This is a genomic window from Neobacillus sp. BF23-41 (genome assembly GCF_041106275.1).
Genome location: NZ_JBGBPR010000052.1, coordinates 1 through 13,297, shown reverse-complemented (window position 1 = coordinate 13,297; position 13,297 = coordinate 1). Strand labels below are relative to the sequence as shown.

The window sequence follows — 13,297 nt, the reverse complement described above, 5'->3', positions numbered from 1 at the left end:
GGTCTCCCCTGCCCCGTCCTCCCGCAGGAGTCTTCGCGCCTTCCGCTCCAATCAACATGTGCCAAAATCAACAATGAGCTTTAACATAGCCTAAAAAATAATAGTTACATAGTGGTGTTTTACCTTTTCCACCACTAATGTTGTTGAACATTTCATTTTCGAGAGTGGCTCCCGCCTCTAACCTTAAATGCTTACTTTGTTTTCAGATGCTTGTTCAGGATGAATTTGGTCAACCGGCTGACTAAACTGAACAATCGCCATACCTGTTACCCATTCCGGGATTGGCTCATAGCATGCGACACTTGCATCCAAGTTTTGCAATGCACCAAGCAGGACAAGCCAGTTATGAATTTCCTGACCGCCATTACCTAGATGCTCCTCAATATAATCAGCACTCCAGTTTCTTAATGCAGTAAATTCCTTCTCGGTAACCAATCGTAAAAATTCACGGTCCATTTGTTCATTAACGGGCCCTGATTTAATTCTTGTTACATTTGTTTCCCGTAACTTTAAATATTCATCAAGCTGGTCTATTTCCTGACGGCCATTTTTTAAGACTTGTATCAAGGATTGGTCTTCTGGTTTTTCACTCTCAATCTTTGGAATCGGCACCCAGTGAGATAAACCACCCGAAGCGACAATTGCAACCTTAAGATCTTTATCCCATGACTCAATCGCTTTACGAATCACTTCACCGACTTGGAAACAGCGGTCCATTGTTGGCAGCGGCGGCGCCGACGTATTCACAGCTATTGGAACCACTGGAATTTTCAAATCTGGATTTAAGAAGTAAATTCCTTGTGTATGGCCGTGATCGACTTTCATTTTTAACGTAAAGGCAAAATCAACATTGCTGTCTAAACCGGTGTGAAGGATATGCTTCGCTAAGTCTTCTTGCACAGGGATATGGTATTTTGGCAGCTGCCAGTCTCCCCAGCCTTCACATTCGCCAATCCCAATGGTAAATGCAGGCATTTGGTCGTAGAAATAACTATTGAAATGATCATCCGATATCAATACAATCACGTCTGCTCCTGAATCCTCTAGTACCTTCTTCATTTCAGACGCAGTATGGAGGAAGTGCTGTCCTTTATCTCCGCCTCCCGCCTCATTTGTCATGATCATCGGACTATGCGACATTGCGACGCCTGCAATAATTTTAGCCATTTGATCCTCTCCTTTTTTAAGATATCCTTAATTTCCTAGACTCAGCTATTTCTTTATTCCAAATAATGGATAGTTCCCCCTTTAAATATAAAGGCATAACATCGATACATTTGAGCGTTGTACCATCATTCATCACGGCTACTTTTGTTTGAAAAGAACCTCTTTCATTTTTTAAGGTAACCTCATAGCTTCCTGGACCTGGAAGAGTATAGTATGGGTAGAGTGTGAATGATTTTTCATCCCATTCGCCTGGTGTTTCATAGAATCGACCGAGTAAATCGTGCAGTTCCGCAACCTTCCCGTTTAACAGCCGATCACGAATACAGGTGGAACTTATTTTCTCGCCCCGGAGCTCTACTTTTGGTACCTTCGTGACATCAATTCGTCCGCCTGAGTCCTGTTTTAACCGTTCCAAATTACCAGCACCACGAGAGCCATATGAAAAATCAAATCCTGCGACTGCATGAACAACACCAAGACCATTCAAGTATTGCGCAGCAAACTGTTCTGGAGATAATCCGGCAAACTCTTTATCAAATTCAACAATATAAAACGTATCGACTCCCATGTTCCGAAACTTCGCCTCTTTTTCCGCTAGCGGCATTAAATAATGGACGTGAATTTTCCCATTGGAGATAACGGTTTTCGGATGTGGGAAGAAACTCATGACAGCTAAAGGCACTTGTTTTTCGCTTGCCTTTTGATAAGCGGTGTTGATGACTGCACAATGTCCATGATGGAGACCGTCGAAACATCCAAGGGCCATCACATTTGGCCTCGCCTTTTCCTCCCATTCTGCCAAATTACTCCGGTTTACATGAATTGTTTCCATAACAGTCTCCTCTCATCATCCTTAGATTGTCACAGGCAATACTTCTACTAATGAACGGTACTTTCCATTATAAAAAATCAGTGGCTCTGCATCTTCAAGGTGAATATCCGTTACTTTGCCAATAAACAAAGTGTGGTCCCCTTCAACATGTTCAGCTGATACTTCACATGCAACTTGTGCAACGGCACCAGATAATACCGGCTTTCCATCAAGGCGGTCAAAGACCACTTCTTTGTGCTCCTTCAATTGTCCAGCGAAAATCATCGAAAGCTCTTGCTGGTCAGCGGCTAAGATATTCACAGTGAAAATCTTGCTTTCTTTTATTTTGTTTAAGATTTTTGCCTTTTCCCCGATAGAAATAACGATAAGTTTTGGGTCAAGCGATACAGACATGAACGCATTCGCTGTCATTCCGTGGACGTCTCCCTCTACCTCTGTGGCAATAACCGTTACCCCTGTGGCAAACTTACCCATTGCACTGCGAAACTGACGATCATCCATTTTAAAAATCCTCCTCTGATAAAAATTTCTATAAAGCTTGTTATCTATGATTCGTACTCTTCGAATTTAACCCCTAACTCCACTGTTAAAACCAAATAACTCCTGACCATAGGCAGCAACTGCATCTTCGTATAATGAAGTCTTATGTGTGGCAACAGCGATGATATCCCTTAAGAACAATTCCATTGGTCCACCTTTATAAAGAGCGCCTCCACCAAGAGTTAACAGAGATCTTACGGCAATATCCGTGCAAATCTTAATCGCTTTTGTGCGGATCGCAAAGAATTCGGATGGAGGAGTTATACAGCCATCTGTTTCATAGTTTTCTAGCAGATTAATATATTTTTCTAGCAAAGCTTCAGCCACGTGGAAATCTGTTGTCATTTCGGCTAATACCCGCTGACTTCTTGGTGACTCACTTTCCCTTACTCCATCCATTAAGCGCACACGTTTTTCAGTTAGCACTTTAAATTCCTTAAGTATCCGCTCTGCCCCGCCCAGGGCCATGTAACCGAATCCCAAATAGAAGGAAGGAAAGAATGGGACATGATAAAAAGGATAGTCTGTGTCATATTCTTCTAGCGGTGGTCTTCTTGTAAGCTCTGCTTGATCTAAACGTAAAATCCGCTCCATTGGGACATACACTTGATCGGCAATAATTTGGTTACTTCCTGATCCTCTTAAGCCAAATGTATCCCAGTTATGGACCACTTCCACCTCGGATGTTTTTAGCATTGGCAAACAATATACAGGTTGTTCGCTGTCAGGGAACTGAATCATAACCCCAACACCAACCCAATCACTATAATTGACACCACTGACAAAACTCCACTTGCCACTGATACGATAACCATCGCCATCCCGTTCTGCTTTTCCTAATGCAGCAAAGATATCGCAAATTAATCCGCCCTGATGAATGATTTCGTCTGCACCATTTTCAGGAAGAAAAGCTGGAAGCATATTGTGAAGCGGATAAAGATAGGTTAGCCAAGCTGCAGAAATATTGTAATTCGCCACCTTACGAACGACCTTAGCAAACGTTTTCAAATCTGCCTGTGGTCCGCCATATTTTTTTGGAAGCATCATCCGTGAAATTTGCGTTTCTTTGATGAGGTTCACCACATTTTGTGATATAGTCGCATTTTTCTCTGCTTCTAGTGCTTCTTGCTCTGCCAATTTTCCGATTCGTTCCGCTCCGGCTAGTAAATCTTCAACTGTGACATCTTCCCTTTTTAATACAAAACTTGCCATCGTTCTACACCCCTTCTGTTTGATTAGATATAATGGTTGAGAAAAATAATAGGTTATGGACTAACGTCCGTTGGTCAATTTAGCTGGCACCGCTTACATTTGAAATATAACTAGGTTTTTACTATTTGAACCTTGTAAATAAAGTTTATATAATTTGGAATTTTCATACTAGAGCAAAAAATGTCTATGTTTTTTAAATTACTAGACAATATTTGTTCATCACAGAGAAATCAGCGGTGGAAAAAGGCAGAAGAAAAACCACCCGGCTTATTCCGGATGGCTCTAATCTAATGTGAGTTCCCCTATGGCAATCAACGATTTTAAAATCAGTAACAATTGATGCATTTCATCTGAATCACGAAGGTCTTTTTCTAATAAGCTTTCGATCCGGCTGATCCTATGCCGGAGCCCGCTCATCGATAAAGACAAATCACTCATCGTTTGCTCAAGCTTCCCCCCATTCAACAAAAAACTATACAAAGTTTTTAGAAGTTCGAGGATTTTTGGATCTGTCATGTTATATAGAGGTCCTAATTCTTGCTCAGCAATCAGTTTAATCCCACTGATATTTTTCGCGTTAATCAGTACCCCCACGATTCCTAATGATTTAAACGGGACGATATGCTTCTTGACTGCTAATCGTAAAGCAATGGTTGCTTCCTCGTAACATCTGGATGCTTGGCAAATATCATCCTCTAAATGGCTGATACCACATTTAAAATGGCCTTGTGGATATTTTTTTAACATATAATCGAGGTAATCTTTTATCACATCATAGATCGCTTTCTTTTGAATGGTTTCATTGGTAATCAATAAAACCATGTTGCCATCACGGTGTCCAACCAAGATATTATGCTTTTTTTCATTGAAATAATGAAAGGTCGTTTCAAAAATCTGTTCCTGCAGAAGAAACTCATCTTCAATCGAACTTTGAATTTTTTTATATTCAACTACCGATAGATAATATTTCTGCTCAAGATCTACACCAGTATATTTCCCACGATTGATGATCTCATTTGTAGACAGCCGGCCCTCTACTATTTGTTCAAGAAAATTCCCCTTCATTCTCTCAAACGTTTCTACCTTTGTTTTCTCATTTAAGAGAATAAGTGAGGCCGCATTGGCAAATCGGTCTAAAAACAAATAATCCTCTTCGTGATGATGATTTTTCAATTCATCATAAAGCAAGGTACAATAACCGATTACTTCTTTTTGTAAAAGGATTGGGGTGATGAGACGTTCCTGTATCGAAGTTTGGATCACTTTTTTTCTAAAGGGTAAAAGTGACTTCGTGCTTAATCGATTTTCTTGAAGATAACTTTCCATATCGTCTCGATAATCCAAATATTTTTCCTTCGATAGCCCTGAATAGGTAATCGTTCGATGTAACGTATCTTCAACGATAATGGGGATTTGCATCATTTTATATACCATATCAGCTAGGGTTTGCAAATCACTGCCATTAATAATCTCTTCGGTTAATTTGTTTTGAAAATTGGCCAAGCGAGTGACGACATTTTTTTGATCCAATAATTGGTCATAGGTTAACTCAAGTTCTTTTACAATCGGTGTTTCATTATAATAATCGAGTTCATGCTCATCTTGAAGTTCCTTTTCCCATTCCTTTTTGGGCTTCATCACCCATCGGCACTCCGAATCGCCCTTCCCCACACAAGTGATTTCTCTCGCTAGAAGCGGTTCTCCAAATATCGTTGTCATAAAACCGCTCGCAAACCCGCTCAATGTGTGACAAACCGGACCATTAGATACTCCGAGATGCTTTATATGCTCCTCAGCCTCATAAGAATCAATCCATGTTCCGGATGAAAAGAAATAATGGATCCGGCGTTGTTCATCTAACTCATAAGAGCAATCATGTTTAACTCCTCTTATATGCCCATTTTGAATGTGGAGAATCGGCCCATGTTTGATGAGATTTTCTAGTGAGGATTCGGTCTGCACCACTTCATTGGCAATTTTGACACCCATTTCCCAGCCATAATGAAATAAAAATCCCTTTATCCTCTTAATGCCAATATTCTTTGCCAGTTGCTGCCTGAGAATCCCGAAAACGGATGCGGAGGTAACAATCTTACGGTCACCTGCAACTACCTCGTGGCTATAACTCTCCTCCGAAACTTTGACGTTCATGCTAACACATCCTGGTTTCATGATAGATAGCATACGTCCTTCTAGTTGAAAACAAATCTTTTCGTATGCCTTAAATTTCAGTTAATTTAATCATAAGGCTTTTCAAATAGACCATCAATCAAATTCCACCTTTTTTCCACGAAGAGCACCTTAACCTAGAGGATCTTCTCCAAATCGTTCCCATAGATTTGGAAACATCTCTTCTAGATCATCTTCGTCTTCCCAATCAAATTCAATTTCAGTAGGATCGACCCATCCCTTTTGAGATAGCAACTCTAGCATCTCATCATACAAGTCTTCATCCCATACTTCTGGGTCGCCACCCTTTTTCAGTGTGAAGGCATCAAAACCTACATTTAGAAAATCCTCGTATTCCGGAACACCTTCATCTCCCAAATTTTCATCAGTTATATAATTTGCCAAAAATTCGGGTTCCTTCAGTGTTTTCTCGTATACCTCTTGTCCTTGTGAAATGAGCCATCCTCTAAAATAATCAAAAGAATCATCAGAGCATCCTCCCATGATCAGATAGGCAGCACCCCATAGATGAGATTGATAGCTTTCCTTCATGTAACTTTCGAAAATAAACTCAAAATCCACGATCTCATCTATCGACTTCTTACTAAGTTCTTCTGTTAACCATTCAACCTGGTCTTCTTTGTAAGACTTGGACTGCTCAATTAAATTCCAGTATTCCGTTTTATTCACTCTATGACCCCTCCAGTTACTCAATTACCGTTTTTCCTTTTACCAAAAATATTTATTAATTCCTATTTTATCAAGTATCACAATTTATTTACAATCAAAAAATGCGATACCGTTGAGGAATATCGCTATTCTAAGGGTTCTACTCCTTTTTAATAATTTGCTATTATACTAAGTATGCCCCTAAGGCCACCATCGCTTTCTTTAATGCTTGTTCATAGGCCTTATCCTTACCAACTACAGTACGAAAATCTGCGACGTCTCGAACTGTCGAACGTCCTTCTATTTCATACCCATTATTAAAAATAAGAAGACATATCGTTGATTTATCACTCATACGATGGAATTTTTTCTCTACGAGCATTTCTTCTAATTTAATCCGTTTTTCATCCTTAATCGAATGGGTTCGAGAATACGAGATGACAATATGGTCATACATATGGTGATTCTTACAAGTTACGATAAGAATTTTTTCCCCTTTATGTTCCACTTGATTGATCTCTCCGCATTTTGGACAAATACTATCTATGAACATACTTACCATTTACCGCACTTCCTTTAAATTATTTGGTTAATAGGATGAAAGCATCTTAGAACAAAGGTTGTGTTACTTTATATATTTCTTTTCCGAAAAAAAAATACCTTCTAATATCGAAGGTACTTAATTTTAATCTAATCTTAATTTTCATTGGCTGCTTCTATACTAGTAGTCCTCTATCGAATGGTCCTTGTGCATATTAATTTCATATTTTTTTGGACTACGCCTTACAAAAGCAGAACTACTTTCCAATGCGAACAGTGACTGTCACTGTTCGCCAGGTAACTTGATGTCTTTGGAGATGGTGTTCAGTTGAAGATCCCTCTTTATACTTTTAATAACCTTCAGCTGTAAAATCTAAGAGAGACAGGCTTTATGATAACGGGTTCCGTTTTCTATCGCAAACATTGAAAATGTAATATAAAATGGCTATCAAATTGCATATGATTTTGATAGACTGTGGGCTCCACCTTTCCTTCATTAACGACGTTTTGTGACTAACAAAGCCAATGCTGCAGCCAAAAACCCAGCGGTCAGTTTGCCGACAATCAGCGGAATGACAAAATTCCTCTCCACACCCGCCACAAACCCTAAGTGACTGCCAAATACAAATGCGCCGCTTACGGCAAATGCGGTATTTATGACTTTCCCGCGGTCGTCCATTTCTTGCAGTGTCGCAAACATAGGAATGTGATGGGCGAAGGACGCAATGAATCCTCCCAATGCTTGTTGATTCATACCTAGCTTATTTCCGAGCAGTACAAAAGGCTTCTTTAATACTTTTACTAACACAAATACAAACGGAAACGCACCGGCAAGCATGATGGTTATTTTTCCAACTGTTACAAAGCCTTCTGAAAGCGGCATCATACCAGGAATAAGAACTATACCTGTTAAAGTTTCAATGATAATCGAGACAAGACCAATGATAATAACTATTTCAATCCCTTTACCAAACCATTTAAAGCCACGGATCATCACGGATTGAGCGGATAACATCCCAATGCCGATCAAGACAGAAATGAGGATAGAAGGAAGCAGATTTTTCAACATCCATATCAAGTCAAATCCTGCTACGAATCCTCCCGCTAAACATCCAAATGGAATAGTCATGATCCCAATTAAAATTCCTTTAGCAAAAAAGGGATGATCATTTTTATGAACGATGCTTAAAGCAACCGGAATGGTAAAAACTATAGTCGGCCCCATCATCGTTCCTAAAAAGACCCAAGAAAATAAAGCAGCATCACTCGATTGAGCCATTTCATTTGCTAAAGAGTATCCACCCATATCAAGAGCTAAAAACGTGGATGAAAACATCGATGGATCTGCTCCAAGAAATTGGTAGACGGGGGATACAATCGGTGTTAACCATTTTGCCAATACAGGCGATAGTGAGATCATTCCAACCATTGAAAGGGCTAGTGCTCCCATGGAATGGAAGGCTTCCTTAAATTTTTGTCCGACTCCATACCGATTACCCAACAGATAATCTATTGCTCCTAGAACCATAAATCCTGTCATGATAAATATGATGATTTCATTCATATCGAATACGACCTCATTCAAAAGAAAGGTCATCTTTATAAAAATTCATTGGATGACCTGTTCAATATTTTTTATAAGATAATTAAGTGCTTAGGAGAATGGGTAATGCTTTCATAACCATTCTCTGTTACTACAATATCATCTTCAATCCGGCAGCCACCCCATCCTGGGATATAAATTCCTGGCTCGACGGTAACAACCATTCCAGTTTGAAGAATTTCTACACTTTTGTCAGAAAGCCGGATTGGTTCGTGAACTTCCATACCTAACCCATGACCTGTTGAATGTCCGAAACGATTTCCGAAGCCTTTTTCTGTAATATAGTCTCTCGTTAAATCGTCAATCGTTTTCGCTTTTTCACCTGATCGAATTCCTTCTGTTCCACGTTTTAGAGCTTCTAATACGATGTGATAAATGTTGCGGAACTCATCCGTGCAGCTCCCGACGGCGATTGTTCTCGTAATATCAGAACAATAACCATTGTACAATGCACCAAAATCAAGGGTTACCATGTCACCATGCTCGATTACTTTTTCGGAAGCCACTCCATGCGGTAGGGCAGCCCTCTTTCCAGAAGCAATAATGGTATTAAAGGATGATGAGGTTGCACCTTGCTTACGCATATAGAATTCAAGCTCATCACGGATTACTAATTCCGTAACCCCTGGTTTAATGACATTCAAAATATAATCAAACGCCTTATCTGCGATCTTAGCTGCCGTTCTCATTAATTCTAATTCTAAGGGCTCTTTGATTTCTCTAACCTTTTCAATGATATTTTCCAATTGGATCCATTGTCCATTTCCATACTCTTGTAGCGTTGAGAACGTTTTTAATGTCATGGCATTTGCCTCAACAGCGACCTTTTTAAGACCTTGACGTTCGATTTCATTGGCAACTTCTTTTTCAAGATTACCGTCATGGACGATAAACTTAGCGTTTTTCACTTCATTTTGAGCTTGTTCAGCATAGCGGAAGTCAGTGATAAAGGTAGCAGCATTTTTTGAAATTAGCACCATACCTGCTGATCCTGTAAAACCTGTCGTATATCTGCGATTTTCACTCTTTGTAATTAATATTGCATCGACATTGTTCTCTAAAAGCTGTTTCTGTATTTTTTCGATTCGGTTCATTATCGTTCAGCTCCTACAACCATTAATTTTTTTGGAAACTTCGTTAATACTTCATACCCATTATCCGTAATGACAACATCGTCTTCAATGCGAACACCACCAAGGCCATTAAGATAAATGCCAGGTTCAATGGTGATGACCATTCCTGATTTCAATAACCCCTCATTAGCATCGTTCATAGAAGGTGCCTCATGAATATCAATTCCAAGGCCATGACCGATTCGATGTGGAAAAAAATCACCGTAGCCAGCCTCTTGAATGACGCGTCTTCCAGCGATATCAACATCACCAATTCTTGTTCCAGGTTGAGAAGCATCCACCCCAGCAAGATTGGCTTGTAAAACCGTATTGTAGATTATATCGAGTTCGCTATTGGTATTACCATAAATGACGGTTCTTGTGATATCAGAGCAATATCCCTTATATTTCACACCTAAATCAAATAGGGCAGTATCGCCTTTTTTTAACTTATTGTCACCTGAAGCGCCATGTGGGTTACTTGCATTTTGTCCAAACAATACAATGGGAGGGAATGACATGTCTTTAATCCCTTTTTTCTTTAATTCAAATTCAATTTTCCCTAATACTTCAAGTTCTGTGATTCCTTCTTTTAATGCTTCAATACCCACTTGTACGCCGTAATCAGCAAAAGCAGCGGCTTCACGTAATATTTCAATTTCATCAGCATCTTTTACTAGTCGCATTTCAGTCAGTATTGGATCTAGTGATGCAAACTCTACTTCACCAAAAATCTGTTGCAGACTTTCAATGTAAAAATAGGAGATTTCATGTTTCTCAACTGCAAATTGTTTCATTTTGGTTCTGCTTTCGATCACGTCACGAACAAGTGCCCACGGGTGATCGGAATCTGTGTAACTTAGGATTGGATGGTTCCAGCCTGCTTCCTTTATCATTTGAACTTCTATTGCCGGTGTAATAAAAATGGGTTCGTCATTCGGGAAGACAAAAATACCTACAAACCGTTCGTGCGGATTGTAATCAAAATTCGATAAATAAAAAATATTATGGCGCGATGTGACTAAGCCACCTGGAATACTTTGTTTTTGTAGAAAGGTTTGCAATTCTTGCAATCGCTTATTCATGATCAATTCCCCTTTAATGTATGGATTAAAATAGACATGAAGTATTGATGCAAGTTCTGTGCCATTTTAATAATCTTTTATTTAGGGGATAGTTTAGGTAATAGTGTAGATGTTTTTAGACACTGTGGAGTTCTAAGTGTCAAAGTATTTAGACGGTTAGAGTTTTGACAGAACAGTGGAACATCCTATAAGTGGAGTTTATTTAAAGGTAGGGAGCTTACTTACGGGTAGAGGAGCAATACTTTCGGTAATGGAAGATAACTTGCGACTAACTGAGCATTACTTGCGTCTACCTTTGATTTCCAGCTACTAAATCAGCCCAGGAGCTTCTTACGCTCGTCTGGACTAATTTAGGGGCATATGCTTTTTGTTTTTATAGCTCAATCTTTAATTTTTTCATTTTATTGTATAAAGTAGCTCGAGATATTCCTAGTTTTTTTGCTGCTGCTTGCTTGTTGCCATTCTCAGTTTGAATGGCTTCCATGATTTTATTTTTTTCAAAATCATTTAGGTCATCTTGCAAGGAGTCATCAAGGTATCCAGTCGATGACAATGTAGATTGCAACAGCTTTGGCGGTAAGGCTCCGACAGAGATTGTTCCTTCTCCTGACAATAACACTAATCGTTCAATAACATTTCGCAGCTCCCTCACATTTCCAGGCCAATCGTATTGTAATAGGGCGGAAGTGACCTGAGGATCTACGATTTTAATCTTTCGATGATATAACAATGAAAACTCATATATAAATAGATGAAGGAGCTCCATAACATCTTCTTTTCGTTCTCTCAAAGAGGGGATCGTAATAGATAAAATGTTAAGTCGATAATAAAGGTCTTCTCGAAAGGTATTGGCTTCAACCATTGCCTCTAAATCCTTATTTGTAGCAGCAATGATTCGGCATTGGGCTTTAAGTTGTTTTGTACCACCAACCCGATAATACGTTTTATCTTGCAATACTCGGAGTAACTTCACTTGCATATCCAACGGTAAGTCACCAATTTCATCAAGAAAAAGTGTTCCTCCATGCGCCAACTCTAGTTTTCCTTTTTTACCATTTGCATCTGCTCCAGAAAATGCTCCTTTTTCATAGCCGAAAATTTCACTCTCAAACAATGATGGTGTAATCGCACCACAGTTTATAGCAATAAATGGAGAGTCTGATCCACGATAATAATGAATAGCTTTTGCGAAGACTTCTTTTCCAACCCCAGTTTCACCAAGTAATAAAATGTTCGCACTCGTTTCAGACATTTTCCTTGTTAATGAAACTGTTTCTTTCATCAATTGACTCGAACCTTTAATTTGTTGAAAGGAATCATGTGACAAATGCAGCCTTGAAACCTCCATCTGCAGTTGAAGAATTTTGGAGGAAGCATTCATAAGCTCTTGATTCATTAACACTTGACTCGTAATGTCTGTTTCTGCAGCAACCGCACCTACGATCCGATCATTGATGACGATAGGACTGCTATTAATCATGACAAAAAGATCCTCACGAGGTTTATGCTGCTTATGACGAAATGATTGACCTGTTTCCATCGTAACTTTATTTAATAACATTTCTTTTGGAAAAAACTGCTCCATTTCATTTCCGATAATTTCTTCTTTAGGAATTGAAAAAATCCTCTCAGCACCTGGAGTCCAAACAACCGTTTTTCCAGCTTCATCCACAATCGAGACCGAACCATCCATTGTATCAATTATCGTTTGAAAATAGGCCTCTAAATATTGATAAGATTCAAACACTTTAGAAAGTAAAGCAGCGGAAGCGATGTAGCCCTTGATTTTTCCTTCTCCATCCGTGATGACCACAACATCTGATGTTTGCACTTCTTGAATTACGTCTTGAATAACAGCTTTTTCATTGGAAACGCCCGCTTTTTTCCAATAAAGTTCTTTGATATTCTCGCTTTTATAATGAAGATACTCATTTATCGTTAACATCCAGACTTCACTTTGATGCTGTTTAAATATATATGCTGCTTCATTTTTGTCATCCATATCGGAAAGCAAAGAAAAATTCGTTTGCAACAGGTCTTCTATGATAGGAAGAAGATGCTTCATGATGATTCCACCACCCAATTGTCTATTTTTCATATTACTCTATCATTTCGGCGAGTTTGAGTCATGATTAATGTCTTGTGGGTTCTAACATTCCACATTGGACTATCCTGCCATTTACTTAAATAAAAAAAACTGCAGTTAAGCAACTCATGATCTTCAACTAAAGGGTGCTTCAGGTCGCCGTAAGGCGGTCTATTTCTTTCTTCAACTACCATGAAAATAAGTTTCTTCAAGATTAGAAAAATGACAATGCTTAAGAAGACCCTGCTCAATCGTAAAAAAAAGAGGAGAGCGATAATTAAT

12 protein-coding genes are annotated in these 13,297 nt (G+C 39.1%); all 12 read right to left on the bottom strand.

Annotated features, from left to right (window positions below; translation table 11 throughout):
- Nucleotides 1-183 precede the first annotated feature (183 nt).
- On the bottom strand, nucleotides 184-1,167 hold the full coding sequence (locus AB7942_RS29310) for a DODA-type extradiol aromatic ring-opening family dioxygenase (protein ID WP_369449595.1): 984 nt from the start codon (nucleotides 1,165-1,167) through the stop codon (nucleotides 184-186).
- Between the two features lie 16 nt (nucleotides 1,168-1,183).
- Entirely contained in the window at nucleotides 1,184-1,999 is an 816-nt protein-coding gene (locus AB7942_RS29305) for a bifunctional riboflavin kinase/FMN adenylyltransferase (RefSeq protein WP_369449594.1), read from the bottom strand.
- A 21-nt stretch (nucleotides 2,000-2,020) separates the two neighbouring features.
- On the bottom strand, nucleotides 2,021-2,500 hold the full coding sequence (locus AB7942_RS29300; protein ID WP_168241969.1) for a flavin reductase family protein: 480 nt from the start codon (nucleotides 2,498-2,500) through the stop codon (nucleotides 2,021-2,023).
- Nucleotides 2,501-2,566: 66 nt separating this feature from the next.
- Nucleotides 2,567-3,751, bottom strand: coding sequence for an acyl-CoA dehydrogenase family protein (locus AB7942_RS29295; protein WP_369449593.1), 1,185 nt, complete (start codon nucleotides 3,749-3,751; stop codon nucleotides 2,567-2,569).
- A gap of 282 nt (nucleotides 3,752-4,033) precedes the next feature.
- Entirely contained in the window at nucleotides 4,034-5,902 is a 1,869-nt protein-coding gene (locus tag AB7942_RS29290; RefSeq protein WP_369449592.1) for a V4R domain-containing protein, read from the bottom strand.
- 150 nt (nucleotides 5,903-6,052) lie between these two features.
- A complete protein-coding gene (locus AB7942_RS29285) occupies nucleotides 6,053-6,610 on the bottom strand; it encodes a DUF4240 domain-containing protein (protein ID WP_369449591.1) in 558 nt (185 codons plus the stop codon).
- Between the two features lie 163 nt (nucleotides 6,611-6,773).
- Nucleotides 6,774-7,151 carry a Gp49 family protein gene (locus AB7942_RS29280; protein WP_088085426.1) on the bottom strand — a complete coding sequence of 126 codons (378 nt, stop codon included), beginning with the start codon at nucleotides 7,149-7,151 and terminating at the stop codon, nucleotides 6,774-6,776.
- A gap of 474 nt (nucleotides 7,152-7,625) precedes the next feature.
- A complete protein-coding gene (eutH, locus tag AB7942_RS29275) occupies nucleotides 7,626-8,693 on the bottom strand; it encodes an ethanolamine utilization protein EutH (RefSeq protein WP_369449589.1) in 1,068 nt (355 codons plus the stop codon).
- Between the two features lie 71 nt (nucleotides 8,694-8,764).
- A complete protein-coding gene (locus tag AB7942_RS29270) occupies nucleotides 8,765-9,829 on the bottom strand; it encodes a M24 family metallopeptidase (RefSeq protein ID WP_369449596.1) in 1,065 nt (354 codons plus the stop codon).
- Complete coding sequence (locus AB7942_RS29265) at nucleotides 9,826-10,929, bottom strand: M24 family metallopeptidase (protein WP_369449588.1); 1,104 nt, start codon at nucleotides 10,927-10,929, stop codon at nucleotides 9,826-9,828. The genes AB7942_RS29270 and AB7942_RS29265 overlap by 4 nt, the downstream gene beginning before the upstream one ends.
- A gap of 373 nt (nucleotides 10,930-11,302) precedes the next feature.
- Nucleotides 11,303-12,994 carry a sigma-54 interaction domain-containing protein gene (locus AB7942_RS29260; RefSeq protein WP_369449587.1) on the bottom strand — a complete coding sequence of 564 codons (1,692 nt, stop codon included), beginning with the start codon at nucleotides 12,992-12,994 and terminating at the stop codon, nucleotides 11,303-11,305.
- 29 nt (nucleotides 12,995-13,023) lie between these two features.
- A partial coding sequence (locus AB7942_RS29255) for a hypothetical protein (protein WP_369449586.1) occupies nucleotides 13,024-13,297 on the bottom strand: 274 nt, incomplete at its 5' end.

Bases quoted from the DNA above. Each gene is read 5' to 3' on its own strand.
- eutH (WP_369449589.1), bottom strand. From the start codon at position 8,693: ATGAATGAAATCATCATATTTATCATGACAGGATTTATGGTTCTAGGA.
- AB7942_RS29265 (WP_369449588.1), bottom strand. From the start codon at position 10,929: ATGAATAAGCGATTGCAAGAATTGCAAACCTTTCTACAAAAACAAAGT.
- AB7942_RS29305 (WP_369449594.1), bottom strand. From the start codon at position 1,999: ATGGAAACAATTCATGTAAACCGGAGTAATTTGGCAGAATGGGAGGAA.
- AB7942_RS29295 (WP_369449593.1), bottom strand. From the start codon at position 3,751: ATGGCAAGTTTTGTATTAAAAAGGGAAGATGTCACAGTTGAAGATTTA.
- AB7942_RS29310 (WP_369449595.1), bottom strand. From the start codon at position 1,167: ATGGCTAAAATTATTGCAGGCGTCGCAATGTCGCATAGTCCGATGATC.
- AB7942_RS29300 (WP_168241969.1), bottom strand. From the start codon at position 2,500: ATGGATGATCGTCAGTTTCGCAGTGCAATGGGTAAGTTTGCCACAGGG.
- AB7942_RS29260 (WP_369449587.1), bottom strand. From the start codon at position 12,994: ATGAAGCATCTTCTTCCTATCATAGAAGACCTGTTGCAAACGAATTTT.
- AB7942_RS29290 (WP_369449592.1), bottom strand. From the start codon at position 5,902: ATGAACGTCAAAGTTTCGGAGGAGAGTTATAGCCACGAGGTAGTTGCA.
- AB7942_RS29280 (WP_088085426.1), bottom strand. From the start codon at position 7,151: ATGGTAAGTATGTTCATAGATAGTATTTGTCCAAAATGCGGAGAGATC.